General features: G+C 63.4%; 28 protein-coding genes and 1 pseudogene. 18 read left to right on the top strand and 11 right to left on the bottom strand.

Annotated elements, in window-relative coordinates:
- Positions 1 to 37: 37 nt before the first annotated feature.
- The 3 genes from moaA to ACETMP_RS11175 form a co-directional block, all read right to left on the bottom strand.
- A complete protein-coding gene (gene moaA / locus ACETMP_RS11185) occupies positions 38 to 1,057 on the bottom strand; it encodes a GTP 3',8-cyclase MoaA (RefSeq protein ID WP_375160986.1) in 1,020 nt (339 codons plus the stop codon).
- Between the two features lie 109 nt (positions 1,058 to 1,166).
- The gene (locus ACETMP_RS11180) at positions 1,167 to 1,691 is read right to left on the bottom strand and encodes a hypothetical protein (protein ID WP_375160985.1); all 525 of its coding nucleotides are present in this window, start codon (positions 1,689 to 1,691) and stop codon (positions 1,167 to 1,169) included.
- Positions 1,692 to 1,851: 160 nt separating this feature from the next.
- Complete coding sequence (locus ACETMP_RS11175; RefSeq protein ID WP_375160984.1) at positions 1,852 to 2,547, bottom strand: HAD family hydrolase; 696 nt, start codon at positions 2,545 to 2,547, stop codon at positions 1,852 to 1,854.
- 148 nt (positions 2,548 to 2,695) lie between these two features.
- Here ACETMP_RS11175 and rpiA point away from each other — a divergent pair, with 148 nt between their 5' ends.
- The 3 genes from rpiA to gor all read left to right on the top strand — a co-directional run bounded on the left by rpiA (position 2,696) and on the right by gor (position 5,486).
- Complete coding sequence (rpiA, locus tag ACETMP_RS11170) at positions 2,696 to 3,409, top strand: ribose-5-phosphate isomerase RpiA (protein WP_375160983.1); 714 nt, start codon at positions 2,696 to 2,698, stop codon at positions 3,407 to 3,409.
- Positions 3,410 to 3,411: 2 nt separating this feature from the next.
- Positions 3,412 to 3,951, top strand: a complete 540-nt coding sequence (locus ACETMP_RS11165; RefSeq protein ID WP_375160982.1) for a DUF2059 domain-containing protein — start codon at positions 3,412 to 3,414, stop codon at positions 3,949 to 3,951.
- 146 nt (positions 3,952 to 4,097) lie between these two features.
- Positions 4,098 to 5,486, top strand: a complete 1,389-nt coding sequence (gene gor, locus ACETMP_RS11160; RefSeq protein ID WP_375160981.1) for a glutathione-disulfide reductase — start codon at positions 4,098 to 4,100, stop codon at positions 5,484 to 5,486.
- 10 nt (positions 5,487 to 5,496) lie between these two features.
- Here gor and ACETMP_RS11155 read toward each other — a convergent pair whose 3' ends face one another.
- Entirely contained in the window at positions 5,497 to 6,636 is a 1,140-nt protein-coding gene (locus ACETMP_RS11155) for a hypothetical protein (RefSeq protein WP_375160980.1), read from the bottom strand.
- Between the two features lie 376 nt (positions 6,637 to 7,012).
- On the opposite strand from ACETMP_RS11155, the gene ACETMP_RS11150 reads away from it, so the two are divergent.
- The gene (locus ACETMP_RS11150) at positions 7,013 to 7,321 is read left to right on the top strand and encodes a hypothetical protein (RefSeq protein WP_375160979.1); all 309 of its coding nucleotides are present in this window, start codon (positions 7,013 to 7,015) and stop codon (positions 7,319 to 7,321) included.
- Positions 7,322 to 7,334: 13 nt separating this feature from the next.
- Here ACETMP_RS11150 and ACETMP_RS11145 read toward each other — a convergent pair whose 3' ends face one another.
- From ACETMP_RS11145 to ACETMP_RS11130, 4 genes are all read right to left on the bottom strand, one after another.
- Positions 7,335 to 7,520, bottom strand: a complete 186-nt coding sequence (locus tag ACETMP_RS11145) for a hypothetical protein (RefSeq protein WP_375160978.1) — start codon at positions 7,518 to 7,520, stop codon at positions 7,335 to 7,337.
- Between the two features lie 46 nt (positions 7,521 to 7,566).
- Positions 7,567 to 8,793, bottom strand: a complete 1,227-nt coding sequence (locus ACETMP_RS11140; RefSeq protein WP_375160977.1) for a carboxylate-amine ligase — start codon at positions 8,791 to 8,793, stop codon at positions 7,567 to 7,569.
- An 18-nt stretch (positions 8,794 to 8,811) separates the two neighbouring features.
- Positions 8,812 to 9,639, bottom strand: a complete 828-nt coding sequence (locus ACETMP_RS11135) for a class II glutamine amidotransferase (RefSeq protein WP_375160976.1) — start codon at positions 9,637 to 9,639, stop codon at positions 8,812 to 8,814.
- 433 nt (positions 9,640 to 10,072) lie between these two features.
- A complete protein-coding gene (locus ACETMP_RS11130) occupies positions 10,073 to 10,327 on the bottom strand; it encodes a hypothetical protein (RefSeq protein ID WP_375160975.1) in 255 nt (84 codons plus the stop codon).
- 400 nt (positions 10,328 to 10,727) lie between these two features.
- Here ACETMP_RS11130 and ACETMP_RS11125 point away from each other — a divergent pair, with 400 nt between their 5' ends.
- Positions 10,728 to 10,955, top strand: a complete 228-nt coding sequence (locus ACETMP_RS11125; protein WP_375160974.1) for a hypothetical protein — start codon at positions 10,728 to 10,730, stop codon at positions 10,953 to 10,955.
- Between the two features lie 396 nt (positions 10,956 to 11,351).
- Here ACETMP_RS11125 and ACETMP_RS11120 read toward each other — a convergent pair whose 3' ends face one another.
- Positions 11,352 to 11,576 carry a hypothetical protein gene (locus tag ACETMP_RS11120; protein ID WP_375160973.1) on the bottom strand — a complete coding sequence of 75 codons (225 nt, stop codon included), beginning with the start codon at positions 11,574 to 11,576 and terminating at the stop codon, positions 11,352 to 11,354.
- Between the two features lie 485 nt (positions 11,577 to 12,061).
- Here ACETMP_RS11120 and ACETMP_RS11115 point away from each other — a divergent pair, with 485 nt between their 5' ends.
- From ACETMP_RS11115 to ACETMP_RS11070, 10 genes and pseudogenes are all read left to right on the top strand, one after another.
- Positions 12,062 to 12,793, top strand: coding sequence for a Crp/Fnr family transcriptional regulator (locus tag ACETMP_RS11115; protein ID WP_375160972.1), 732 nt, complete (start codon positions 12,062 to 12,064; stop codon positions 12,791 to 12,793).
- A 12-nt stretch (positions 12,794 to 12,805) separates the two neighbouring features.
- Positions 12,806 to 13,033, top strand: coding sequence for a hypothetical protein (locus ACETMP_RS11110; protein ID WP_375160971.1), 228 nt, complete (start codon positions 12,806 to 12,808; stop codon positions 13,031 to 13,033).
- A 243-nt stretch (positions 13,034 to 13,276) separates the two neighbouring features.
- The gene (locus ACETMP_RS11105; RefSeq protein ID WP_375160970.1) at positions 13,277 to 13,723 is read left to right on the top strand and encodes a response regulator; all 447 of its coding nucleotides are present in this window, start codon (positions 13,277 to 13,279) and stop codon (positions 13,721 to 13,723) included.
- Positions 13,720 to 14,706, top strand: coding sequence for a sensor histidine kinase (locus ACETMP_RS11100; protein WP_375160969.1), 987 nt, complete (start codon positions 13,720 to 13,722; stop codon positions 14,704 to 14,706). The genes ACETMP_RS11105 and ACETMP_RS11100 overlap by 4 nt, the downstream gene beginning before the upstream one ends.
- 215 nt (positions 14,707 to 14,921) lie before the next feature.
- Entirely contained in the window at positions 14,922 to 15,680 is a 759-nt protein-coding gene (locus tag ACETMP_RS11095) for a hypothetical protein (protein ID WP_375160968.1), read from the top strand.
- 623 nt (positions 15,681 to 16,303) lie between these two features.
- Complete coding sequence (locus ACETMP_RS11090; RefSeq protein ID WP_375160967.1) at positions 16,304 to 16,777, top strand: TerB family tellurite resistance protein; 474 nt, start codon at positions 16,304 to 16,306, stop codon at positions 16,775 to 16,777.
- A 2-nt stretch (positions 16,778 to 16,779) separates the two neighbouring features.
- On the top strand, positions 16,780 to 17,142 hold the full coding sequence (locus tag ACETMP_RS11085; RefSeq protein WP_375160966.1) for a hypothetical protein: 363 nt from the start codon (positions 16,780 to 16,782) through the stop codon (positions 17,140 to 17,142).
- Positions 17,139 to 17,777, top strand: a complete 639-nt coding sequence (locus ACETMP_RS11080) for a TerC family protein (RefSeq protein ID WP_375160965.1) — start codon at positions 17,139 to 17,141, stop codon at positions 17,775 to 17,777. The genes ACETMP_RS11085 and ACETMP_RS11080 overlap by 4 nt, the downstream gene beginning before the upstream one ends.
- A 29-nt stretch (positions 17,778 to 17,806) precedes the next feature.
- Positions 17,807 to 18,384: pseudogene (locus ACETMP_RS11075) on the top strand (TIGR00645 family protein).
- Between the two features lie 206 nt (positions 18,385 to 18,590).
- Entirely contained in the window at positions 18,591 to 18,854 is a 264-nt protein-coding gene (locus ACETMP_RS11070) for a hypothetical protein (protein ID WP_375160964.1), read from the top strand.
- 7 nt (positions 18,855 to 18,861) lie between these two features.
- On the opposite strand, the gene ACETMP_RS11065 is transcribed toward ACETMP_RS11070, so the two are convergent.
- Entirely contained in the window at positions 18,862 to 19,758 is an 897-nt protein-coding gene (locus tag ACETMP_RS11065) for an alpha/beta fold hydrolase (protein WP_375160963.1), read from the bottom strand.
- A 180-nt stretch (positions 19,759 to 19,938) separates the two neighbouring features.
- On the opposite strand from ACETMP_RS11065, the gene ACETMP_RS11060 reads away from it, so the two are divergent.
- The 3 genes from ACETMP_RS11060 to ACETMP_RS11050 are packed head-to-tail and all read left to right on the top strand — an operon-like array spanning position 19,939 to position 23,466.
- Complete coding sequence (locus ACETMP_RS11060) at positions 19,939 to 21,327, top strand: class II 3-deoxy-7-phosphoheptulonate synthase (protein ID WP_375160962.1); 1,389 nt, start codon at positions 19,939 to 19,941, stop codon at positions 21,325 to 21,327.
- Positions 21,328 to 21,331: 4 nt separating this feature from the next.
- Positions 21,332 to 21,685, top strand: coding sequence for a diacylglycerol kinase (locus tag ACETMP_RS11055; protein WP_375160961.1), 354 nt, complete (start codon positions 21,332 to 21,334; stop codon positions 21,683 to 21,685).
- Between the two features lie 23 nt (positions 21,686 to 21,708).
- Positions 21,709 to 23,466, top strand: a complete 1,758-nt coding sequence (locus ACETMP_RS11050) for an NAD+ synthase (protein ID WP_375160960.1) — start codon at positions 21,709 to 21,711, stop codon at positions 23,464 to 23,466.
- A 165-nt stretch (positions 23,467 to 23,631) separates the two neighbouring features.
- On the opposite strand, the gene ACETMP_RS11045 is transcribed toward ACETMP_RS11050, so the two are convergent.
- Positions 23,632 to 24,819 (bottom strand): DUF2865 domain-containing protein, encoded by a 1,188-nt coding sequence (locus ACETMP_RS11045; protein ID WP_375160959.1) that lies wholly within the window; start codon positions 24,817 to 24,819, stop codon positions 23,632 to 23,634.
- Between the last annotated feature and the right edge of the window lie 108 nt (positions 24,820 to 24,927).

Here is a 24,927-nt window from a genome sequence, read left to right as displayed (position 1 = left end):
TGATAGATAAGGGGAATAAGCCCGTAATCCGCCGGTGTCAGCCGCCGGTGACGCTCATGTGCCTGCTGACGCTCGGGCGGTCGTGGCGGCGGTCGATGATGAAATCGTGGCCCTTGGGCTTCAGGCCGATGGCGCGGTCGATCGCATCCGCAAGCAGCATGTCGTCATCGGATGCACGCAGAGGTTTGCGCAAATCCGAGGCATCCTCGTGGCCGAGGCAGGTGTGCAGCGTTCCGGTGCAGGTGATGCGAACCCGGTTGCAGGATTCGCAGAAATTGTGCGTCATCGGCGTGATGAAGCCGAGCTTGCCGCCGGTCTCGGCGACGCTGACATAGCGGGCCGGGCCTCCGGTGCTCTCGACGAGGTCGGTCAGCGTGAATTGCTGGGCAAGGCGCGCACGCACCAGCGACAGCGGCAGATATTGGTCGATGCGGCCCGAGCCGATCTCGCCCATCGGCATGACCTCGATCAGCGTCAGGCCCATGCCCTTGCCGTGGGCCCAGCGCATCAGCTCGGGAAGCTCGTCCTCGTTGAGGTTCTTCAGCGCCACCGCGTTGATCTTCACGGCAAGGCCCGCGGCGCGCGCGGCCTCGATGCCTTCCAGCACCTTGTCGATCTCGCCCCAGCGGGTGATCTCGCGAAACTTCTTGGGGTCGAGCGTGTCGAGCGAGACGTTGATGCGGCGGACGCCGCAATCGGCGAGCTCGCTCGCATGTTTCGCCAGCTGGGTGCCGTTGGTGGTCAGCGTCAGCTCGGTCAGGGCGCCGCTCGACAGATGCCGCGACAGCGAGCGCACCAGCGTCATCACGTTGCGCCGGACCAGCGGCTCGCCTCCGGTGAGGCGCAGCTTCCTGACACCCTTGGCGATGAAGGCCGAGCAGAGCCGGTCGAGCTCCTCCAGCGTCAACAGGTTCGCCTTGGGCAGGAACGTCATGTCTTCCGACATGCAGTAGAAGCAGCGCAGGTCGCAGCGGTCGGTGACGGACACGCGCAAATAGCTGATGGTCCGCCCGAACGGATCGGTCATCGGGGTCGACAGCGCGGCAGATCCGTTCATGCGAGAGGCCTTGTCACTTATGGCGACGGGCGCACCTTGGCTTCAAGCGGTGCTCGGGACGCAATCTAAGCACCGGACGCGGCGAGGACAATCGGGTGGTATACTTAGATCAGCGCCGGCCGGCGTTCGGATCGGGGAACGGCGAGGCCGCAGCCGGCGTCGCCTGAGACGGTGCCGCCGCAGGCGCCGCTGCGGCCGGTTTCGGCTTTCTCGGCCGGTGCGGCCTGCGCACCGGTTTGGGCGGGGCTGCGGCTTGCAGCTCCGCAAACACCGGATTCGGGTCCGTGGTCACCGAAGCCGGGGTGGTGAAATCCCCAGGATTCTTGATCAGGTTCACCGGGACGCTCGCCGGCTGGTACTTCGGCAGCGCGAAAGCGACCGTGAAGGGGGCATCGGGAGCTGGAACCGAGACGGAGCAGGGGGTCTTGCAGCCCGGGCCGAGCGAGGTCGTGGCGTCCGCACCCGGGGGATTGGATTCGAGCCGGACCTGGACCGTCGGCGGGGTCGATTTGAACATGTCAAACGACATCGAGGAGCAGCCGCCGAGACTTACAGCTCCCAAGAGACTTACCGCTCCCAAGAGACTTGCCGCTCCCGACAGACCCGCTCTCGCTAACGCGATGACACGACGCATGACCCATCCACTTCAACTGCGACGAACCGCCACACAGGCCCCGCTCGGACCTTAGGAGTGTCGCTTGGGGCAGGCAACCGGCGGGCGGCGCATAGTCAATGAATGGTTAATGCGGGGGCCGCCGCGTGAAATAGGCTTGTTATTTCATTGGGTTGATGGCTTATGTGGTCATCAGGCTGCTGGCGGCAGCCGGCAGGTCGCGCATGTGATGGATCAGCCGGTCAGGCTTCAGCTCGGCAATCGGCACGTCCGTGTAGCCGAAGCTGACCCCGATCACCGGCACCCCGGCCCGCCTGGCCACCCCGACATCGGTTCCGGCATCGCCGACCATGATGCTGGCTTTGACCGCGCCGCCGGCCCGCGCCACCGTTTCCCGGAAGATGGTCGGATCGGGCTTCTGGACGCCAAACGTGTCGGCGCCGCAGATCGCCGCGAAGTGGCGGCTGAGGTCGAGCTGGTCCAGCAGCCGCTTGGAAAGCCATTCCAGCTTGTTGGTGCAGACCGCGAGGCGATGGCCCTGGGCCGAAAAGTGTTCGAGCGCGGCTTCGAGCCCGTCGAAGGGGCGGGATCTGACCGCGATATGATCGGCATAATAGGCGATGAAATCCGCGGTCATCCGGTCCATGTCGGAGGGGGTGACGGTGCGGCCCTCCGCTTCCAGCCCCCGCTCGATCAGCTTGCGGGCCCCGGCGCCGATCATGTTGCGGGCCGAGGCCATCGGCACTGGCGGCAGCCCTTCGCGGTCGAGCACGTAGTTCAGCGCGGTGATCAGGTCGGGCGCCGTATCCACGAGCGTACCGTCGAGATCGAAGACGATGGTGTGAGGGGAGGTCCCTTGAAGGAGGTCATGATCCAAGCGCTACCGGCCCGGTCGCGTCCACGCAAGGGGCCGGCCCATAAGATCACCTTATAGGCCTGTTCCCGCGCGGAAAACGAGGCTACATAGGCCGCCGAAAGCGGCCGTGTGCGGCGGCAAGTTCGAGACTTCAAAGGCGGGCGCAAACGTGAATATGGACCAGTTGAAGCGGCAGGCTGCCGCCCGCGCGCTCGAAGAGGTGCGAGACGGCATGCAGCTCGGGCTCGGCACCGGCTCGACCGCCAAGCATTTCGTCGAGCTGCTCGGCGAGCGCGTCGCCGCCGGGCTGAAGGTGATCGGAGTGCCGACCTCCGAGGCGACGCGCCTGGACGCGGCGCGTTGCGGCGTGCCGCTGACCACGCTCGACGAGATCGGCCATCTCGACATCACGGTCGACGGCGCCGACGAGATCGATCCCGCGCTCAACCTGATCAAGGGCGGCGGCGGCGCGCTGCTGCGCGAGAAGATCGTGGCGGCGGCCTCGGATCGCATGATCGTGATCGCCGACGACAGCAAATGGGTGCCGACCCTCGGCAAGTTTCCGCTGCCGGTCGAGGTCATCCCGTTCGGCCTCGGTGCGACGCGCCGCGCGATCGAGCAGGCATTTGCCGAATGCGGCGTTTCCGGGCAAATGGCGGTCCGCAAGGGCAAGGACGGCCACGTTTTCGTCACCGACGGCGGCCACTGGATCGTCGATGCCCAGCTCGGACGGATCGAGGATCCTGCCGGCCTCGCCAAGGCGCTGAGCGCGATCCCCGGCGTCGTCGAGCATGGATTGTTCATCGGCTTGGCCAGCTCTGCCGTTCTGGCGGGTGGCGAGGGAATCCGCGTGATTGAACGGCGCAAGCCGAAAGGAGACTAGGAATGAAGAGCTTTTTGAAATTCTTGCCGGCCGCGGCCGTCGCTGCGGGCCTGGCTCTCGCGGCCGTCCCGGCCGTGGCGCAGCAGGCCCAGAAGGCTCCCGCGGCGCCGGCCCAGTCGAAGGCCTCGCCCGGGGCGATTGCGGCTGCCAAGGAGATCCTGCAGATCAAGAACGCCAGCGGGATGTATGCGGGCGCCGTGCCTGGCCTCGTCGAGAAGACCAAGAATGCGCTGATCCAGCAGAACCTCAACTACCAGAAGGACCTCAACGAGGTCGCCCCGATCGTGGCCCAGCAGCTCAACGGGCGCCAGAACGAGATCGGCGACGGCATGGCGCAGATCTATGCCAGCGAGTTCACCGAGCAGGAGCTGAAGGACCTCGTCGTCTTCTACAAGTCGCCGCTGGGCAAGAAGCTGCTCGACGCCGAGCCGCGCGCCATCGGGCTCAGCATGAACTTCATCAATTCCTGGGCCCAGACCTTCTCCGAGACCGTGATGGGGGCCTTCCGCGCCGAGATGCGCAAGCGTGGCAAGGAAATCTGACAGATCCTATCTGACAGGGAATGCCTCAAGCGCGTCATCGCGCTTCAGGTTGTTATTTGAGCATGGTCCTCTCGGAAGACCGCTGCACGCTTTGCGCTGGCGCGGCCCTCCGGGTCCGGGCCATGAATTAGAGGTCGGAGTGGACAATGGCTGAATTCGACGTCGACCTCTTCGTCATCGGCGGTGGCTCGGGCGGCGTGCGTGCCGCCCGCATCGCGGCCGGTCACGGCGCGCGCGTCACGATCGCGGAGGAGTACCGCATGGGCGGGACCTGCGTGATCCGCGGCTGCGTGCCGAAGAAGCTGTTCGTGATCGGCTCGCACTTCCGGCAGGATCTGGAAGATGCCGCCGGCTTCGGCTGGACCGTTCCGCCCGCCAGCTTCGACTGGGCGACGCTGATCGCCAACAAGGACAAGGAGATCGCGCGTCTGGAGGCGGCCTACACGGCCAATGTCGAGAAGTCCGGCGCGCAGATCGTCAAGAGCCGCGCGGTGATCGAGGACAAGCACACCGTCCGTCTGCTCGAGAACGACCGCAAGATCACCGCAAGATACATCCTGATCGCCACCGGCGGCGCGCCCAATCATGGCGCCGCGATTCCCGGCATCGAGCACGTGATCTCCTCCAACGAGGCGTTCCACCTCAAGAAGCTGCCGAAGCGGATCGTGATCCAGGGCGGGGGCTATATCGCGCTGGAATTCGCCGGCATCTTCGCCGGCTTCGGCTCCGACGTCACCGTGGTCTATCGCGGCGACAACATCCTTCGCGGCTTCGACGAGGACGTCCGCGCCCATGTCCGGGCCGAGATGGAGAAGCAGGGCATCACCATCCTCACCGGCTGCACGGTGGCGAAGGTGGATCGCCACGGCGAGGAGTTCACCACGCATCTGTCGAACGGATCGAGCCTCGCCTCCGACCAGGTGATGTTCGCGATCGGCCGCCATCCGGCGGTGGCCAATCTCGGGCTGGAGAAGGCCGGGGTCGCCATCAATCCCGCCAATGGCGGCATCGCGGTCGACCCTTTCTCGAAGAGCTCGGTCGACAGCATCTATGCGATCGGCGACGTCACCCATCGCTTCAACCTGACACCGGTCGCGATCCGCGAGGGCCATGCCTTCGCCGATACCGTGTTCGGGAAGCGCGAGGTCAGGGTCGATCACGCCAACATCCCGACCGCCGTGTTCTCGCAGCCGGAGGTCGGCACGGTGGGTCTGACCGAAACCGAGGCGCGCGCGCAGTTCAGCCACGTCGACATCTACAAGACGACGTTCCGGCCGATCAAGGCGACGATGTCGGGCCGCGACACCCGCGTGCTGATGAAGCTCGTGGTCGACGGCGCGACCGATCGCGTGCTCGGCTGCCATATCGTCGGCGATGCCGCTGCCGAGATCACGCAAGCCGTCGCGATCGCGGTGAAGATGAAGGCGACCAAGGCCGATTTCGACGCCACGATCGCGCTGCATCCGACCGCGGCCGAGGAGCTCGTCACCATGCGCACGCCGACCGCGCGGCACGTGCGGCAGGCGGCGGAGTAAGATCGGCCGCTCAGCCGTACAGATACCCGACCGGCTTGCCTTCGGTGCGCAGCGGACGGACATCACTGTGGGTGATGATCTGACCGGCAAGGCCGTCGATCTCGTCACGCTGCGCAGGCGTCCAGCTGCGCAGCTCGTTCATGCCCTTGAGCAGGCCGAGGCGGAGGACCTGGGTGTTTTCGCCGACGCCAATGAGGCTGATCGAATCCTTGCCCGCCGTCACGACATCGCCGGCGGCGAGCTCGAAGGTCTCGCCGGCTCTCTTCCTGAACTCGGCCGTGCCGCGAATGACGCGATGGATCACGACCTCGCCCTTGGTGAAGCAGCTCGCATCGGCCGCGATCGACGTGCTCTTCGGCAGCAGCGACTGGCCGCGCGGGTCGGTTGCGATGATGTGGCCGGTGACGAGATGACCGCTCGGCACCTCGATGCCGATATCGCGCAGATAAACCGGCAGCGCCGATTTGATCGAGCAATCGGTGAGCGGCTTGAACAGCGCATCCAGCGCCAGCGGATCCTGCAGCCAGAAGCCGGCATCGGCCGGCCGGTCGTGCAGCTTGTGGCTCCAGGCCAGGCGCGGTGTCTCGGCCTCGTCGATCTGGTCTGGACCGACGATGGTCGGGTTCGGAAGGGTGGTGGGATCGGTGATGAAGGCTTCGAGGAATTTGCCCGAATAGCCCATCGAGATCGGGTCGGGCACCACCGTCTGGGGCGTCTTCAGGTTCTCTTCGGTTGGCAAGCCCGACCAGGTGTAGAACAGCTGGCGATGCACGATCGCGCTTTGCAGCATCACCGCGCCAGGGCCGACATTATAGAAACGCCCGTCATAGTCGAAGGTGAACGCGCCTGAGGTGACCAGCACGAGCTGAAAGCCACCGGGCGGAAGATGCAGATGGAAATCGGTGGGACCGGTGTCGGGACGGTAGATCGGCAGATTGGTCGCCACTTCGTGCAGCAGGAAGGTTTCGTTGTTGGCGTGAAAGCCTTCGTTGGCGCGATTGTAGAGCGCTTGCGGACGATACGTCGCCTCGAACTTCGCATTCCGGTCGCGATCGATTGCGACGAAGTCCTGCATGTTAAGGCGAAGCGGCGCGCCATTCGGACGGGTGAGGCCGGTCATCTTGAGATCGCCCGCAGCATGCACGTTCATGACGTTCTCCGCTGTGCGCCGTTGCTTCGCTCGCAACGTCATTGCGAATTTTGGGCCAGTCGGTTGACGAAGCGTCAAGCGAGCCCGGCGCGGCGATGCAGGTGTGCTCGTGCAGAAGAAAATTCGATGGTTGCACGGGACGTTAGATCGATGGCTGGGTCCGATCGTCAGGCGCCGGTGCGAGGGGCGCTTGCTTCCGGGGCGCGACGGCAGCTGTCTAATTTGTCGGCAAGCTTCGCCAGTGCGTGCAGCGCGTCGGGGAAAAGCGAGTGCGATGCGGGTCTTGGGACGAGGGAAAACGTTGCGTCTAGGCCAGGCGGCGATTGACAGATTGTTCATGTTTTGTTCTTATGCTGCTCCCGAGATGGAGGCAGCCATGGACAACCGTATCAGCGAAATTCGCAGAACCATCAGGGCGCTTCGCGTCAGCATGCGCGAAGCCGAGGCGATCATGCACGAGCAGATCAACCGCGACGAGGATTGCAGCTTCGTGGCGCAGGAAGTCATCAAGATGCGCGCGGTCATGAGCCTGCTCGCGAAGGAGCGGATCGCGCTCGGCGATCACGAGCCGATCCTCGTGAACAATTTCTTCATCCCGCGGCGCCGGCCGGCGCGAAAGCCGGTCGCGGCGCTTTCCTCCGCCGCCGAATCCGTGTTCCGTCCGCGCCAGGTGGCGCGGGCCTGACGCGGAGGGCGCCTCAATCGAAGGCGCGGGGCGCGGCCCGATCCGGCTTGCCGGCCGGGCTGTCCGCCCACCTTGCCATCTCCAGGGTCCGCGCGGCGACGCCCTCGCACCAGAAGCAGCTTGGCCGCGCGCGGTCGTTCTCGGACAGGATCGGAACCAGGCTGTGGCCGCAACCGGCGCACCAGGCGATATCGGTCATGCCTTCCCCCCAATTCAGAAATGACGTTCTCGTTCGCGCGCGTGCGCTATGACGGCGCAGGAGCGCTACGTTGGACCGCGCTCGTTTCGGACAGGGTCGATGTAGCGATCCATCGTGACACGGCTGTGATGTCGTCGCCGTTATCGCGATAGGCGCGAAGCTGGAATTCAGCCGAGCTGCCGCGGTCGACGATGACGCGGCAATGCTCGATCTCGGCGCTGCACCCCAGCAGGTCGGCGTCCTCGGCGGTGGCGTCGATGATTCGGGAGAGCATCTCCGAAATCGTGACCGGTCCTTGCCGGGAGGCGAAGGTGCAATCGGTTCCGTAGCGCTGGGCGCGCCATTTATTCTCCACCGCGATGGCGCGGTCGACCGCCGTAACCTCCTTCGACAAATGAGGCCGCAGATTGAGGTGACGCGTCAGGCAACGATAGAGCGAGGCGATGGCGACGGCATCGTCGACGAAGGTGCAGGTGTCGGGCGCACGAAGCTCAAGCGTCGGGTGCCGCATCGAAGGACGCATCGCCCACCAGATGTGGCTCTCGTCGGGGATGACGCCGGAGCGCTGCAAGGCGCCGACATATTCGTCGTAATCCCGCCGGCTCTCGAACAGTTCGGGCAGGCCGGTGCGGGGCAGCTCGGAATAGGCGGCGAGGCGGTAGCCCTTCAGCCCGGTCTTGTGCGAAGCCCAGAACGGCGAGGATGCCGACAGCGCGATGAACAGCGGCAGGTGCGGCAGCATCGCCCGCATCACCGCCATGCGCTTCTCGGGATCCGGCAACTGAACATGCACATGCATGCCGCACATCATATTGCGATGGCCGATGCTGCGCAGATCCTCGATCATCTCCTCATAGCGCGGTTTCGGGCTCGGCTGCGACATGCGCCAGACCGCCGTCGGGTGCGTGCCGCAGGCCATGATCACGAAGCCATATTGCGCGGCGACGTTCGCGACTTCGCGCCGCAGGAAGCGCAGCTCCTCGCGGGCGTCGTTGACGTCGACGTGAACGTTGGTGGCGACCTCGAGCTGGGATTGCAGCATCTCGCGCATGGCCTGGCCGCCGGTTGACCAGTTCGCCGATTCGAACAGCTCGTTGGGAGTCTGAATCGCGACTTCGAGGCTGCGGCGGTCGGCGAGGAAATACTCCTCCTCGATGCCGAAGGAATAGTCGGTGGCCTTGCCGCGTCCGCCGGCAGAACGGATGACGAGATGCTGCTTGTCGTCGGAAGGATCCAGTCGAAGCTGTTTCAGAACTTGTGAAGTAAATGTCATGTCCCCACCGGCAAAGGATCACCTGCGGGCACTAATCCTGCTGGCAGGAGCGGGTTCCTTCGCTGCGCTACTGCAAATTGTCGCGTCGAAGGGAACAATCTTCACGTTTTCCGATGCACGCGCGATCAGCGCGTGATTTGGCGGCACTTCGGTCCAGTCCGCTTCCTTGTCGAACGGCTCGGACACGACGATGACCTGGCAGCCGTCCTCGCGGAAATAGAGTGTGTTCGCGGCGTCGTTGACCGCGACGCGGAAGGCGTAGAGATCCCTGCCGTTGGCGATCGCACTGGTGAAGCGCAGCCGTTCGCGGAGCTGGCCTTCATTGACGAGACCGACGAGCGCTTGCAGCACCCGCTGCGTCGCCTGGAGCGGATCGTCGTCGAGGCCGGCGCCCATCATCGCCAGGAATACGGCTTCGGAATCGGTCGTGCCGAGACGCGACGGGTAATAGTCGTTGGGAATCAGCGCCTCGACCTTGCGCCGCAGCCGATTCCAGCTTCCGACGAATCCGTTGTGCATGAACATCCAGTGACCGCAGGCGAACGGGTGGCAATTCTGCCGCGTCACCGCCGTGCCGGTGGCGGCGCGCACATGGGCAAAGAACAAATGCGAGCGCAGATGCCGGCAGAGGTAGCGCAAATTCTCGTCCGACCATGCCGGCCGCGTCTCGCGATAAAGGCCCGGCTCAGGATGCTCGCCGTACCAGCCGAGACCAAAGCCGTCGCCGTTCGAGCCCGCCGTCGATTGCAGCGAGCGGATGCTCTGCGCGACCAGGGAATGCTCGGGTTCGGTGACATAAGGCTCGAACGACGTCGTCTCGCCCCGGTATGCGATCCAGCGGCACATGGGTGTATCCTGTCGGGAGATGCCGTGATGTGCAGTAACTCATTGGCTTGCATGATAGTTCCTGACCGTTCCGGGTCGTCGTGTTCGAAGGGACACGCATTTCGTGGCATCTTGAGATGTTCATTCACCCTGCGCAGTCGCGACGGATATCCAAGGGGACGTGGACTCATGAACGTCGGCTTGCCAATGCAAAGCGGACGGCTGCGACTTGAGCGTGATCGACGGCTTTGACCCTAGGCGGTTGTTTGATTTGCAGGTCGTTGCCGAGCCAAGGGTGGCGAGCTGCCCGCCGGGCTCTGTTAGTGCATACGGCCGCAGGAGGAGCGTCGCGGTCACCGAGAAGTTGTGGCAGCCACGGCGTTATTGCCCAAAGAGAAAGGGCCAGCGTGGAGCTGACCCCTTCTGCAGCACTGTAACGGTCAAGAAGAAGCGCTTACTTCTTGCACTTTTTGGCCGCCTCTTTGTCCGCATACGGACCACAATTATAGGCGTTGGTCAGTTCGTCCATCGTCTGCGGCCAGCTATCCATGGAGCCCGCCCGGGCACCACTCTGGGTCGTGCCGAGCTGGCTAACTCCCCCGTTTTTCACCTGCTGGGAATGACGTGGGTCTGCTTGTGCATCAACCGCGAAAGATGCGGAGAGAAAACCGGCTGTAAGAAGGCCGACGAACAGCGTCTTGGTACTCATGGTCTTGTCCTTTTGGAGTTTGAGTTCAGACATCCGTAGGTGGCTAGGCAAATCGGAAGGGTTCAAGATCAGCGCGGACGGCGTGACCGACATCACAATCAGCGATCAGTGTTGTTGCCACGCGCGGCGCACGATCGATCGAACCGAGCATTCAGATGCTGCCACGTGAGGTCCGCTCAGTGAGGCATGGCAACCAGATCTGCTCAGGTTGAGATCTTCGCATTTTGACCCAAAGCGGACGTGACTCCTGCGAAATCAGAGCCGGATGGACGTCGCAACGGCAGCGACAAAGTGGCACGGTTTGGGTTGACAGGTTGTGTATTGTTGTTAATGCACCCTTAGTCTCATTCGAGTTACCGTAGTCGGTCAAGTCGGTACAACTTGCCACGATGAGTGCCGTATGAGTCTGTGGTACTTTTTGGGCGACTGGTTCACGGGTGTCCCAACCTATGGGGCGCTGTTCAAGCGTTTCATGATCAACGCTGCCTGGGTAATCGGCTTAATCTTCATCATGATGTTTCTCGGATTTACCGGTGAATACGCGGCCGTCCTTATCTCCGGCCTTTTTGTTGTTAACGCCGTGATGTCTTATGTTTTTCTACGCCAGCGCGTGCACATGCGTGATTGAGTGTTGCAGTCTACTGCCCATCTCTCAAAGGATCGGTCATTGCGACTTCCAAGGGCTGCGGCCTCCTTCATTTCTCGATACGATGTGATGTCGCCGATTGACCCTTAGCAGCCTCTCTTTCTCCACCTTTCTCTGCGCCCTGACGTCGGCTTGCGGGACGAACGGACCAAGGCGAGTATGGCCGCGCCGCCCGCATGAGACCCATAGGCGACGTCCTGTCGCGCGACTTGATTGACGGGTGAAGCAGCGTCCAGCGGTGGTCGGACGAGAGCGGCCCACAAAACGAAACAGCCCCGCGCATCTCGCGGGCTGGCATGGGTGCTGGAGGCTGCTCGGCGCACCTGAATCGCGGCGCCCGTTGCTGCTTTCCCAAAATCGTAACTTCCGCAACTCTTGTTAGACGAGCCGGAATTTGTCCAGGGCCGCTTCGTGCACGTGCTCACCATCCGCATCGGTCACAAGTATTTTGAAGCCTTTTCCTCTCAACTCTGGTCGGGCTTCGGACAGCTCTTGCGCAAGTCTGTCTGCGATCTGGATTGCCATTGACGAGTCTTCAAGCAGCTGGCCACCCTGGTCAGCCACTGTCGTGGTATCGACTAGATCAAAATGGAAACGCGGCATCTCAGCACAAGTGCATCAAACTTCTTTAGTTCCGGCGGCAGTTTCCAATCCGTGGTCTTAGTCTTAGGCTGATCGGCAGTTCAGGTCCCCGATTCGGATTGGGGGTGACTCAATGTTCATGACAGCCGAAGAGTATCTCGCAGAGGCGGTGCGCTACGAGAACTCAAAGGGGCGCGCCACCGACCCGTTCTCCCGGCTACACTTTGAGGCGACGGAGCGGAGCTTCCGGACCGTGGGTGCGAGCGAGGCCGCGCTTGCGCCGCGTCAGCACGATTAATGAGTAGGAACGTTCAGCCTTTTCGTGTATTGTAAGTTCACGTTTCCTGGCGGCAAATTGCCACCTTTCCGCTTTGACAATCGGTCTACGTCGTTGATCTGGCGTCTGCCGCACTATGCGGCCTTTTGGCGACTTGGGTTCGTCGCTCCGAGGTTTTTCAACCCGGCCTCAAGTCGATGGTCTTGGACTGCGCCATCGCACGTGCATCATGCATCCCACCGAAATGCTGACCCGCAGATTGCGGGTGGATACTCATCTATCCGAGGATGAGGCAAGCGCACTTCGTTCCCTCCCTCTGGACATCAAGGTCGTGCCCGCGGACACCTACCTCGTGTTGGAAGGGGATCGTCCCAGCCATAGCTGCTTGGTCATCAACGGGTTCGCTTGCCGCTCTAAGGTGGCGAACAATGGAAAACGACAAATTCTCTCGTTTCACATTCCGGGCGACATTCCAGACCTCCAGAGTCTGTTCTTGAAGACCATGGATCATGATCTCGCGACGATGTCCCCCGCAACCGTCGGCTTCATCGCGCATTCTGCCCTCGATCGACTCATCCAGGCACATCCGGCGATCGGCCGCGCCCTCTGGCGAGAGACGCTGATAGATGCAGCCATCTTCCGTGAGTGGATTGTCAACATGGGGGTCCGACCGGCCGCCGCACGCATGGCGCATCTTCTTGCCGAGCTGCGGCAGCGTATGGCCGCGGTGGGCCTGTCAAACGGAGAAGAGTTCGAGTTTCCGGTAACCCAGTCCGAACTAGGCGAAGCGCTGGGGTTGAGCACAGTCCACGTCAACCGTGTCCTGCAGGCCTTCCGCGCCGAGCGGGTTCTTGACCTTCAAAAGAACTTTGCGACGATCGAGGATTATGAGAAGGTCGTAGAGGCTTCGGGCTTCGATGACAGCTACTTGCACCTGAATAGGAACTTACCGTCACCGTGAGCTTCTTCCACAATGCGCTTTTACTTCACTGAACCCGGTGACCTTCCGGACGAAGAAGGTGTGGAGTTCGCCGACGCAGACTCGGCCCTGCAAGAAGCCGCCAAGACAGCGCTCCTTTTGGCCGGCGACCAAAAGGATGTCACGGAAGAACTGACTTTAATGGTTTCATCAGACGAAGGACTGATCGGGTCCGTGACTGTTAGCGTCTCGATCCGACTAACCACCCAGGTCGCTTATTAGCTTGCGTCCGCTTCTGGCCCCTAGCAGCCTCTCTTTCTCTACGCCCTGACGTCGGCTTGCGAGGCACGAACGGACCCAGGCGAGTATGGCCGCGACGCCCGCATGTGACCCAAAGCTGAGCTTGGAAGATCAGAGCTAGGATTGGTTCCATAGGTGGCTTCTCATTGAATTTAGCTGTCATGGGTGCTAAGCGAACGAGCCGCTGATGACAATTTTTGGCAGTCAGCGCTTGAGAGAAGCGGTTTGACCGCACTGCTCCCGCCGCCCAAGGCATGGGAGTATCGCGTGGAAAATTCTGTTGTGGTGCTCGTGGTCGAGGACGATGCGCTCGTTCATGACCTTCTCGGCGAAGCACTCGTGGATGGCGGCTTCAGGGTCGCCCAGGCGTCGACAAGTACCGATGCACTCGCCATGCTTGAGGCGCCGGAGGCCGCCTATCGAGCCTTGGTCACCGACATAAATCTAGAGCCGGGACCTAGCACAGGCTGGGACATCGCGAAGCGTGCCCGTGAGCTCAACTCAGGGCTCGCAGTCGTCTACATGACCGGCAACAGCGGGCATCAGTACGCTTCGAACGGGGTTCCGAACAGCATCATCCTAGCCAAGCCATTTGCCCCAGCACAGTTGATCACTGCGGTTTCCCGGCTCCTCAACGAGGCTGAGAACGTTGGAGCAAGCGACAGCAGATGACCGGCTTAGTCTGGGACGTCAACAAGCTCCGTATCGCGACAGACGCGGCGGGCATCGCTCTCTGGTCGTGGAACGTCGATACGGATCAGCTAGAGCTAGACGAGCGGGGATATACTCTTTGGGGGATACCGAACACCGGAACGATTACTTTCGAAGCGCTTTCTGCGTGTATCCATCCCGAGGATCTCGATAGAGTACGAGCCGCCTTTGCCGCGACACGCGATATGCTCGGAGCCTATGAAACAGATTTTCGTATTCTATGTGGCAAAGACGTCCGTTGGATATCGGCCCGAGGCAGGGGGGACGATGAAGGCATTGTCGAAAGAGTCATGTATGGCGTATTCATCGACGTGACGGAAAGAAAGAAGGCAGAAGAGGCTCGCGAAATGCTTGCGGGCGAAATGAATCATCGGGTGAAGAATATTTTTGCGATCACTTCTGCGCTGGCAATGATATCGGCCCGCTCGGCGACCACAAAAGAAGAGATGGTGCAGGACCTGCACCAACGCATATTTGCCCTGTCAAATGCCCACGACATGGTTCGCCCTGATGCCAGTCAACAGAATCGGGCAGCTCCGCTCGGACACCTTTTGGATACGCTGCTGAAGCCATATGCAAGCAAGCATTCGGAAACAGAGCGGGTTCACATCAGCACTCCTCAATTGCTGGTAGGAGAAAAAGCTGCCACAGCCCTTGCCCTGGTCGTGCATGAACTGGCCACCAATTCAATCAAGTACGGAGCGCTCTCAACCGCGAATGGTGCGCTTGACATTAAATGCTTCGCGAGCGCGGGAACGGTAGAGATTATTTGGAGCGAAAGTGGTGGACCGTTAACTCATAAGCCGTCCGGGTCGTCAGGATTTGGGACGAAACTCCTTGTGAGTAGTCTCTCCGATCAACTCGGCGGGGCTATATCGGCCAGTTGGCCGCCCACTGGTGCGATAATCACACTCACCATGAGCGAAGCTCGGCTCGGCGGTTAGAAGGTCCGTCGTTGGCCTAAGCGGACCTGCACCGACACCGTGTCGGATGTCAGCTATTGGCCCTTAAGGGACCAATCGGGGCGAACTGGCCATGTCCGGTCTTGAAGGTAAACGGACTCGCCCTCCGCGCAGGTTGATCGGGCTTACGAGACCACGTTCTAGTAAATCATTAACAGGACACGGGTAGGTTGCGCCCGGTAATTTGAGTGCGCATCATGAGCCGCTTTATTCTTTTCACTTGCATGGCATTCGTCACCGCATTCGTCGGCGTGTCCTGGGCGATGCGTGGTTTTCCCACGACCGTCGCTTCCTCTTCACTGAGCGGAGAGTTGAAGGCGAAACTCACGACCTCGTTCGGCGACGAGAGTGTCAAGGTGCACGAACGCAAGGCGTGGGAAGCCAAGCACACCCTGCAAAGTGACAAGGATCCGCAGCTCGATGCGCTACGCATGGACACGCTGCAGGCAGGCACTGCCTACGCGATGTCGCCGTGTGACAAGACGATGAAGGCGAACCTCATCGCGGCCACGTCGGCCTATGCGCGGGGCTACATGAAGATTTTCGACTGCCCAAATCCGGCACTGGCGATGTTCTGTAGCGAAAAGAAGCGTGATCAGGCCAACGCCGCATACTCGACGCCGCTTGACGTTCGCGTCCAGGCCCAGCTCGCCGAGGCGTTCGACCAAAAGGAATCGTCAAGGAGGATTTCCCGGAGGAGATCCGCCTCACGGTACTCCAGTTTGCCGGGCCCGGCCTGTGGTCCGATCCGTCTCCAGTGTGCCTGCCGCAGCAACGCGGGACGAATGCGCGATGAATCGCGCCTGGTTCATCGTCTGGGCCCTGGTCGTCTGTCAGGTTGCCGCATGGGCATTTGCGCCGCAACAGCCAGCCGTGCCTGCAAGGCCAACCGACGGTCCGGGCTATGGCTCCAACGAAACGATCTTCGTCGACGGGAGAGCGAGGACGCGCCGTGAAGCGACGCTGGCGTTCGAAATTCCCTATGGCTCGCGCTGCGCAGGTGAGGGCCGGAAGCGGTTCATCGCTTCGGTCAGCGGATATTACTATCGCCGTCAGAACGAGGCCGAACGTTACCCCGAGACCTTTGGCAAGCCCGGTGCGGACTACATCACGAAGCAATGGTCCACCGGCGAAGACAAACGCCTCGAGCGACTGACGCAGGAAGCTTATGCGCAGGGCTATCTGCAACCGTCCGACTTTGACGACGTCGCACGCAAAGCGGTTGAAGCCGTCGTCAGGGGGAGCGCGTGACGGTGCGCTCCTGCGCAAGCTGACATCGGGATGGGGTTCGAAGGCGTCGCTCCTCGGCCAGTTCCGACCGATATGGAACCGATGCGGCGGCTGGTCGCAGTCATCTTGCCTTGATTCCGACAGACGCACCTATATTTCTGGTACGAACAAGAATCCGGGCCCCTCTGGCGAGGACGCCGACAATGTCGGCAAACCTCGTGATGTCGGATGACCTGTCCCGCGCGAATGCGATGGATTGGCCGATCGTCGGGCCCTTGATGTTCTCTCCGACTCCATCGACCCCCATCGCAGCTCCGTGCGGCCATTTCGCAAGACTAAGGGAGCAACGATGTCTGACGCCAAGCATTCAAATCCCATCGAGATCGAGATCGCAGAGCCGTCCAGCCTGAACGAGCAGGCCGCGGCCGCGCTGGTGATCGCCGGCGCGCTCGTCGCCGTGGCCGACCGGCAGGTTTCGCCGGTCGAGCGCGACGAGGTGATCCGGTTCATCAGGGATCGCGGCTTGGCGCCGCATCTCGACGACGAGAGGCTGTTTGCAATGTTCGACGCACTCGCCGAACGGCTGGAGGAGCCGGATTTCGCCAATGTCGTGATCGACACGCTGCGGCCGGTCTCGGACATGCCGTTGTCGTCACATCTGATGGAACTGTCGCAGCGGGTCGCGGCCGCCGACCAGGACGTCCATCCCCACGAAGTGCAGGCGATCAAATTGTTGCGCCTGCTGACGCTGGCGCTGCCGCGCGCGAAGCCGATCCCCTCGGGTCAGGCGCGCACCCAACGGCAATTCGCCACAGAGGAGTAAGCATGAGCGCAGCATCGAACGGGCGTACGCGTCAGGCCGCGGGTTCCGCCAGTGAGCTGGCGGGCGGTGACCCGCGCCTCGACAAGCTCGTCGATCGACTGCCGCCGCGCATGGGTGATACCGTCACCTATCTGCTCAAACCGTCGAGCCGCTGGGTCAGAATTCCCTCCGGCGCGCTGCTGATCTTCGGCGGCGTGTTGTCCTTCCTTCCGATCCTCGGTGTCTGGATGCTGCCGCTCGGCCTGGCTCTGCTCGCCGAGGACGTCCCTGCGCTGCGCACCTCCCGTTCAAAAGTCTTCGACTGGATCGAGCGCCGCAAGCCGCATTGGCTCGAATCGTCGGCCTCTAGGAATGATCAATCATGACTGAACTCATCACCGCCGAAGCGCTGACCGCGCTGTTCCAAGTCATCCTGATCGACCTCGTTCTCGCCGGCGACAACGCCGTCGTCATTGGCCTTGCCGCAGCGGGACTGCCGGCCGAGCAGCGCCGCCGCGCCATCATCGTCGGCATCGCTGCCGCCACCGCGCTGCGCATCGCCTTTGCCGGCGTCGCGACCCAGCTGCTGCAGGTCATCGGCCTGTTGCTTGCCGGCGGCGTGCTGCTGCTCTGGGTGTGCTGGAAGATGTGGCGCGAACTGCGCGAGCAGTCTGCGCATTCGCGGCAACTCGCCTTCAGCCATGGCGGCAGCCAGGAGGCTGCCCCGGTGCAGTCAAAGACCTTCGGCCAGGCCGCGTTGCAGATCATTGCAGCCGACGTCTCGATGTCGCTCGACAACGTGCTCGCGGTCGCGGGCGCCGCGCGCGAGCACCCTTACATCCTCGCTTTCGGGCTGTTGCTCTCGGTCGCGATGATGGGCGTCGCCGCCGATCTGCTCGGCCGCGTGCTCCAGAAGCAGCGCTGGGTCGCCTATGTCGGTCTTGCCATCATCATTTACGTCGCCTTCGAGATGATCTATCGGGGTTCGCTCGAGCTCGCGCCTGTCATCGCGAGTCTCTGAGGCAGCATGCCTGCAACCCGGAGTGATCAATGACGTCTGAACCCAAAGCACCTTCGGCCGCGCCACTGCCGCCGGTCGGCCTGCTTCCGAAGCTGATCTTCGGCTCGCGCTGGCTGCAATTGCCGCTCTATGTCGGCCTCATCGTCGCCCAGGCCGTCTATGTGCTGTTGTTCCTGAAGGAGCTTTGGCACCTGGTCCTGCATTCGTTCGACGCCAGCGAGCAGCAGATCATGCTGGTCGTGCTCGGGCTGATCGACGTGGTCATGATCTCGAACCTGCTGATCATGGTGATCGTGGGCGGCTACGAGACCTTCGTTTCACGGCTGAACCTCACCGGCCATCCCGACGAGCCGGAATGGCTCGGTCACGTCAATGCCAGCGTGCTCAAGATCAAGCTCGCGATGGCGATCATCGGCATCTCCTCGATCTCGCTGCTCAGGACCTTCATCGAGGCCGGCAATCTCGGCACGACGCGCAGCAATTTCACCGAGAGCGGGGTGATGTGGCAGGTGCTGATTCACTGACCTTCATCGTCTCCGCGGTCGGCATCGCCTGGGTCGACCGCCTCAGCGAGAGCGGCCATCGCGAGAAAGCAGCCCACGACTGACGAATCTGGTCGCCTGAGACCTCCCGAGCGGCCAAGCCTGGAGCCCGCCTGATCCTCCGATCCGGCGGGCTCTTTTTTGCAGGATCGATAAAATTGTCTGCAATCGGTTCAGCGGCGGCAAAGCCTGCGGACAAGAAGCCCGGCGCCTTAAACCAGGCCTTTGGAACCGGTCTGCATCCTGCCCGCAAAAGGGCAGGGCTATCGGCATGACAATTCTCAGGGAGACCGTCGCAGCCATCGCGGGAGTCTACGCGCTCCTGCTGGTCTGCGACGCATTGTTCGGGGTCGGCGAGGCGCGCTTCGACGATTCCTATTACCGCGCCAGCTTCTACGCGCCGCGGCCGAAGGAGTTTCGGTTTGCGAGCGACACGCCGCCGGCGGTCCGCGTCAGCGAGGCATTCGCGCAATTCGCGCCGGGCGATGCAAAACCGAACAGGCGTTACTCGTCTCTCACGACCATCATTCGCTGACGCGGTCTCACTCCCCCTGGACCCATTCCGCGACGCCGCGCCATAGCGTGTCGCGGTGTTCGGGGCGGAAGAAGCCGAAATGGCCTATTGTCTTGGCGCCGACCTCGGACGGCTTCACCGTCAGCACCTCCGGCTTGATCGCGGAGAACCCGCTCGTGAGCAGTTCGACCGCGGGCCGCGTCGCCCAGGGATCGTCGGAGAAGCACAGCGCGCGCAGCTCGCCCTTAAACCTGGTGAAATTGTCCAGCGCCGGCAGCTTGGAATCGAAGAGATAGCGGGGGCTCGAGACCCACTCGGCCCATTGCAGGAAGACCCCCTTCGGCAGATCCTCGCCGATCCCGGCCCAGCCCGGCGCATAGCCGAGCGTGTGGGTGAGCGGTACGCCGATGAGGTTCATGAAGGCGAAGACGCGGTACTTCTCGGGTGAGGTCATCAGCCGCCAGGTCGCGGCCTGCGAGGCCACCAGGGCCGCGCGAGAGATGTCCGCATTGTTCTCGATCAGCCCGAGCGCCTGGCCGCCGAAGGAATGGCCGATATAGGCGAGCGGCAGCGTATTGTACCGCTCCCGCATCCAGCGCACCGCGGCGGTGACGTCGAGCGCGGCCCAGTCCGACATCGAGGCCTTGAAGCCGACCAGCGACTTCGGCTGGTTGTAGCCGACCATCGCCGGCGGGCGGGAATCGCCGATGCCGCGATAGTCGTAAGTGAGCACCGCGCAGCCGCGATGGGCGAGGTAGGAAGCAAAGCCGCGATAGATCTTGCGCGGGACGGCGGTCGCCGAGTTGATCAGCACGGCGTGGCGCTTGGCACCCCGCGGCAGGAACAGGGTGCCGGTGAGCCCATACCCGTCCGCCGCCGGGAAGCTGATCTCGTCGATGAAAACGTCGTCCAATGCCGCGCCCATGGCCAGAAGGTATTTGCCAGTTTCCTCAAGCTTTCCAGCAAATGCGAATTTGGCTTTCGCCGCAAGGGCTTGCGGCGCCAAACGGATTTACAACTGGCGGGGCGGAGCGAGCCTGTGTATAAGGCGGCCCTCACAACCCCTAGATCAGGTTGTGCTTTTTTGCTTCACGGAGAGATTGCGATGTCCGAGCGGTGGACGCCCGAGTCCTGGCGCAGCAAGCCGGTGCTACAGGTGCCCGACTATCCCGACGCCAAGGTCCTGGCCGACGTCGAGGCGCAGCTTGCGACCTTTCCGCCGCTGGTGTTCGCGGGCGAGGCGCGCAACCTGAAGAAGGCGCTGGCGCGCGTTGCGGCCGGCGAGGCCTTCCTGCTTCAGGGCGGCGACTGCGCCGAGAGCTTTGCCGAGCACGGCGCCAACAACATCCGCGACTTCTTCCGCGTGCTGCTGCAGATGGCGGTGGTCCTGACCTATGCCGGCGCAGTGCCGGTGGTGAAGGTCGGCCGGATCGCCGGTCAGTTCGCCAAGCCGCGCTCGTCGCCGACGGAGAAGGTGAACGGCGTCGAGCTGCCGAGCTATCGCGGCGACATCGTCAACGACATCGCCTTCACCAGGGAAGCGCGCGTCCCCGATCCGCAGCGCCAGCTGATGGCCTATCGTCAGTCGGCCGCGACGCTCAATTTGCTGCGCGCCTTCGCCACCGGTGGCTTCGCCAATCTCGGCAGCGTGCATCAATGGATGCTGGGCTTCCTCAAGGATTCCCCGCAGTCCCGCCGCTACAAGGAGCTGGCCGACCGCATCTCGGACGCGCTCAACTTCATGCGCGCCTGCGGCCTCGATCTCGAGAGCCATCCCGAGCTGCGCGCCACCGATTTCTACACCAGCCACGAGGCGTTGCTGCTCGGCTACGAGCAGGCCCTGACCCGCGTCGATTCCACCACCGGGGACTGGTACGCGACCTCGGGCCACATGATCTGGATCGGCGACCGCACCCGCCAGCTCGACCACGGCCATGTCGAATATTTCCGCGGCATCAAGAACCCGATCGGGCTGAAGTGCGGCCCGTCCCTGAAGCCCGACGAGCTGTTGAAGCTGATCGACGTGCTCAACCCCGACAACGAGCCGGGCCGGTTGACCCTGATCGGCCGCTTCGGCTCGGACAAGATCGGTGAGCACCTGCCGAACATGATCCGCGCCGTGAAGCGCGAGGGCCGGGTGGTGGTCTGGTCCTGCGATCCCATGCACGGCAACACCATCACCTCGACGTCGGGCTACAAGACGCGGCCCTTCGACCGCATCCTGTCCGAGGTGAAGTCGTTCTTCGCGATCCATGCCGCCGAAGGCACCCATGCCGGCGGCGTGCATCTGGAGATGACGGGCCAGGACGTCACCGAGTGCCTCGGCGGCGCCCGCGCGATCACGGACGAGGACCTCAACGACCGCTATCACACGGTCTGCGATCCCCGCCTCAATGCCGAGCAATCCATCGACATGGCTTTCCTGATCGCAGAGCTGCTCAAGCAGGAGCGCGCCGGCAAGGCCCAGCCGATGCCGGTCGCAGCGGGGCTCTAACACCTTGCTGCGGATCTGGAAGGCCACGATCAATTCCCGTAACGGTCTGGCCTTTGCGATTGGATCGGAGCAGGCCGTCCGCGAGGAGATCTTTGCGCTCCTGCTGTCGGTGCCGCTCGCCTGGCTGATCGGCGCGACCGCGATGCGCGCGGTCGAGCTGGTCTGCGCCGTTGCCTTCGTGCTGGTCGTCGAGCTGCTCAACACTGCGATCGAGAAGCTCGCCGACCGCCTGACCATGGACCACGACAAGCAGATCGGCCGGGTCAAGGACATGGGCTCGGCCGCGGTCGGCGTGGCGCTGCTGATGGCCGGCGCGTTCTGGATCTTCGCCATCGTCGAGCGGTTGGGTTTCGTCTAACGAGGAACGGATAAGGGCGCCCGATGACCGAACGTCTCAACGCATTCGCGGTCACGCTCGCCCAGCTCAATCCGACCATGGGCGACATCGCGGGCAATGCCGCCAAGGCAAGGGCGGCGCGCGCGCGAGCGGTCGCCGACGGCGCCGATCTCGTGCTGTTTCCGGAATTGTTCATCGCCGGCTATCCGCCGGAAGACCTCGTGCAGAAGCCGGCCTTCCAGGCCGCCTGCCGCGCCGCGATCGAGAGCCTCGCGCGCGAGACCGCCGATGGCGGGCCTGCCATGCTGGTCGGCACGCCCTGGGTGGAGGAGGGCAAGCTCTACAATGCCTGCGCGCTGCTCGACGGCGGCCGCATCGCCAGCCTGCGCTTCAAATGCAACCTGCCGAATTACGGCGTGTTCGACGAGAAGCGGCTGTTTTCGCGCGGCCCTGCGGCCGGTCCCATCACGGTGCGCGGGGTGCGCATCGGTGTGCCGATCTGCGAGGACATCTGGCTGGAGGAGTCCGAGGACTACGAGAACGTGGTCGAGACGCTGGCCGAGACCGGCGCCGAGATCATCCTGGTTCCGAACGGCTCGCCTTACGCCCGCGGCAAGAACGACGTGCGCCTGTCGGTCGCGGTCGCCCGCGTCACCGAGAGCGGGCTGCCGCTGGTCTATCTCAACCAGGTCGGCGGCCAGGACGAGCTGGTGTTCGACGGCGCCTCCTTCGCGCTCAACGGCGATCTCTCGCTCGCGGCGCAACTGCCGGCATTCGAGGACAGCGTCGTCACGCTGCGTTTCACCCGCAACGGCGAGGATTGGCGCTGCGCGGGGCCGGTCGCTGCGCTGCCCGAAGGCGACAAGGCCGACTACGCCGCCTGCGTGCTGGGCCTGCGCGACTATGTCGGCAAGAACGGCTTTCCCGGCGTGCTGCTCGGCATCTCCGGCGGCATCGATTCAGCTTTGTGCGCGGCCATCGCGGTCGACGCGCTCGGTGTCGATCAGGTGCATGGCGTGATGCTGCCGTATCGCTACACGGCGGCACACTCGATTGCGGATGCGGGCGAGCTCGCCGGCCATCTCGGCATCCGCTACGAGGTGCTGCCGATCGCGGAAGCCGTCAATGGGTTCGAGACCATTCTCTCGGGCCTGTTCAAGAATCTGCCGCCAGACATTACCGAGGAGAACCTCCAGGCCCGCACCCGCGGGACGCTCCTGATGGCGATCTCCAACAAGACCGGCCTGATGGTGGTGACGACAGGCAACAAGTCCGAAATGTCGGTCGGCTACGCCACGCTCTATGGCGACATGAACGGCGGCTTCAATCCGATCAAGGATATCTACAAGACGCAGGTGTTCCGGCTGGCAAGCCTGCGCAACAGCTGGAAGCCCGACGGCGCGCTCGGACCTGCCGGCGAGGTGATCCCGCCCGACATCATCACGCGGCCGCCGACCGCGGAGCTGCGCGAGAACCAGACTGACCAGGATCTGCTGCCGCCCTATGACGTGCTCGATGCCATCCTGGAGCGCCTGGTCGAGCGCGAAGAGCCGCTGGACCGGATCATTGCCGCCGGCTTCGATCGCGAGATCGTCACCCGCATCGACCATCTGCTCAACGTCGCCGAATACAAGCGCCGCCAGGCCGCGCCCGGCGTGAAGGTCACGGCCAGGAATTTCGGCCGCGACCGCCGCTATCCCATCACCAACCGCTTTCGCGACAAGGGTGAGAAGCTGCCGGCCATCGACGAGACGCTGGTGTCGCGCGCGAGCAAGGCTTCGATCGACGCGTTCGAGGGGTGAGTGGGAGGCGGGCGATGGCGCTCAGGAGTTTGCTGTCATCATCCGCGAAGGCGGATGATCCAGTACTCCGCGGCGGACGTTGTCGAACAACAATTCCCTCCGGGGAGTACTGGATGCCCCGCCTGCGCGGGGCATGACCGTTGAGATGGGAGCGGGCGCCTTACGCTACTTCTGCTGTTGCGGCAGGAAGGTGGGCCCGACCGAGCGGATCGGCTTGTTCTCCGACGAGGTCGCCGGGGCTGCATCCGCCGGCGGCGCTGCGGCCGGTGCATTCGCGGTCGTCGGCGCGGGGGCGGCACCCTTCTTGGCGTTGGCAGGCGTGCCCTTGTTGAGCCGCTGCTGCTGCATCTTCTTGGCGCTCTCCTCGGTGACGATGATGTCACCCTGCTGCTCGGCCGCGGCCTTGTCGTCGGCGGACTTCAGCGCATCCGCCCAGGTCTGTCCTGCGGCCTTGCAGGAGCAGGACGGGTTGAATTCGCTGCGGAACTTGAACGCGGTCGGCAACGCCGTATAGGGCTGGCCGCTGATCGAGACCGCGGAGTTCATGTCTTCGCCGGGATTGCGATGGGTGTAGAGCACGGCTTCCGCGGCCGGGCAGAGCGCTTTGCAGGTCTTCTCATCGTCGGGGAAGCGCGCCGGCACGGTGGCAAACGAGACCGGGAAATAGGCGCCGTCGCAGGTGCGCACGCACACGGTGCGGAAGGTGCCGGATTGCGGTCCGAGATCGGAGGGCGGCACGCCTTGCGGATTGCCGGCGTTGCTGCCGCCGAACAGGTTGCTCAGGAAGTTGCCGCCGCCTTGCGACTGCGCGGCATTGGCATATTGCGGGCCGCAATTGTTCTGCGCCAGCGCCGCCAGCACCGAGCGGCGCTGGGCGTCGCGTTCCGGGCTGAAGCCGCCGGGGCCGCCACCGCGCAGGCGCTCGAGATTGCCGGTGATCTGGTCCAGATTGGCGCGCATCTGCTGGATCTGGGTGTTGACCGGGCCGCATTGCGCCGACTGGCCGTTGAACAGCGAGAAGAAGCCGGAGGAATCGCAGCCCATGCGCTTGGCCTGCATGGTGACGCGGTCGAGCTCGGCCTGCTGGCGGATCTGGGAATCCTGGTAGCGGCGGACCTGCTCCTCACGCGCGGGGTCGCCACCGCCGCCGCGGTCCAGCGCGGCGAGCTGGCCCTCCAGGCGCACGCACATCGGATTCGGCCCGACGCCGTTCTGGCCCGCTTGCGGCGGCGGTCCGGGCGGACCGGCCTGCGCGAAAGCGCCGGTGACGAGCACGGCCGTGCTCAACAGCACGGTGCAGGCAAGGAGACAGCGAGCACGGGAGAGAGAGAGGAATTCAGGCATATCCGCCATTCTAGCGAGGTCACGGCCCAATGTGACTTTCCAACGTGACTTTCCAACTTGACTGGGAGGGCCGAAGCGCGCCCTCCCAATAGCCGCTTCCTGCGGCATCGTCACGTC

This window comes from Bradyrhizobium dasycarpum (assembly GCF_042019905.1).
Classification (GTDB): Bacteria; Pseudomonadota; Alphaproteobacteria; order Rhizobiales; family Xanthobacteraceae; genus Bradyrhizobium; species Bradyrhizobium japonicum_B.
Note: the sequence above shows the minus strand (reverse complement) of the source record. Positions and strands in the feature narration are given on the sequence as shown.

Coding starts and splice junctions, on each gene's coding strand:
- moaA (WP_375160986.1), bottom strand. CDS start 1,057: ATGAACGGATCTGCCGCGCTGTCGACCCCGATGACCGATCCGTTCGGG.
- ACETMP_RS11180 (WP_375160985.1), bottom strand. CDS start 1,691: ATGCGTCGTGTCATCGCGTTAGCGAGAGCGGGTCTGTCGGGAGCGGCA.
- ACETMP_RS11165 (WP_375160982.1), top strand. CDS start 3,412: ATGAAGAGCTTTTTGAAATTCTTGCCGGCCGCGGCCGTCGCTGCGGGC.
- gor (WP_375160981.1), top strand. CDS start 4,098: ATGGCTGAATTCGACGTCGACCTCTTCGTCATCGGCGGTGGCTCGGGC.
- ACETMP_RS11155 (WP_375160980.1), bottom strand. CDS start 6,636: ATGAACGTGCATGCTGCGGGCGATCTCAAGATGACCGGCCTCACCCGT.
- ACETMP_RS11150 (WP_375160979.1), top strand. CDS start 7,013: ATGGACAACCGTATCAGCGAAATTCGCAGAACCATCAGGGCGCTTCGC.
- ACETMP_RS11145 (WP_375160978.1), bottom strand. CDS start 7,520: ATGACCGATATCGCCTGGTGCGCCGGTTGCGGCCACAGCCTGGTTCCG.
- ACETMP_RS11140 (WP_375160977.1), bottom strand. CDS start 8,793: ATGACATTTACTTCACAAGTTCTGAAACAGCTTCGACTGGATCCTTCC.
- ACETMP_RS11135 (WP_375160976.1), bottom strand. CDS start 9,639: ATGTGCCGCTGGATCGCATACCGGGGCGAGACGACGTCGTTCGAGCCT.
- ACETMP_RS11130 (WP_375160975.1), bottom strand. CDS start 10,327: ATGAGTACCAAGACGCTGTTCGTCGGCCTTCTTACAGCCGGTTTTCTC.
- ACETMP_RS11125 (WP_375160974.1), top strand. CDS start 10,728: ATGAGTCTGTGGTACTTTTTGGGCGACTGGTTCACGGGTGTCCCAACC.
- ACETMP_RS11120 (WP_375160973.1), bottom strand. CDS start 11,576: ATGCCGCGTTTCCATTTTGATCTAGTCGATACCACGACAGTGGCTGAC.
- ACETMP_RS11115 (WP_375160972.1), top strand. CDS start 12,062: ATGCATCCCACCGAAATGCTGACCCGCAGATTGCGGGTGGATACTCAT.
- ACETMP_RS11110 (WP_375160971.1), top strand. CDS start 12,806: ATGCGCTTTTACTTCACTGAACCCGGTGACCTTCCGGACGAAGAAGGT.
- ACETMP_RS11100 (WP_375160969.1), top strand. CDS start 13,720: ATGACCGGCTTAGTCTGGGACGTCAACAAGCTCCGTATCGCGACAGAC.
- ACETMP_RS11095 (WP_375160968.1), top strand. CDS start 14,922: ATGAGCCGCTTTATTCTTTTCACTTGCATGGCATTCGTCACCGCATTC.
- ACETMP_RS11090 (WP_375160967.1), top strand. CDS start 16,304: ATGTCTGACGCCAAGCATTCAAATCCCATCGAGATCGAGATCGCAGAG.
- ACETMP_RS11085 (WP_375160966.1), top strand. CDS start 16,780: ATGAGCGCAGCATCGAACGGGCGTACGCGTCAGGCCGCGGGTTCCGCC.
- ACETMP_RS11080 (WP_375160965.1), top strand. CDS start 17,139: ATGACTGAACTCATCACCGCCGAAGCGCTGACCGCGCTGTTCCAAGTC.
- ACETMP_RS11070 (WP_375160964.1), top strand. CDS start 18,591: ATGACAATTCTCAGGGAGACCGTCGCAGCCATCGCGGGAGTCTACGCG.
- ACETMP_RS11065 (WP_375160963.1), bottom strand. CDS start 19,758: ATGGGCGCGGCATTGGACGACGTTTTCATCGACGAGATCAGCTTCCCG.
- ACETMP_RS11060 (WP_375160962.1), top strand. CDS start 19,939: ATGTCCGAGCGGTGGACGCCCGAGTCCTGGCGCAGCAAGCCGGTGCTA.
- ACETMP_RS11050 (WP_375160960.1), top strand. CDS start 21,709: ATGACCGAACGTCTCAACGCATTCGCGGTCACGCTCGCCCAGCTCAAT.
- ACETMP_RS11045 (WP_375160959.1), bottom strand. CDS start 24,819: ATGGCGGATATGCCTGAATTCCTCTCTCTCTCCCGTGCTCGCTGTCTC.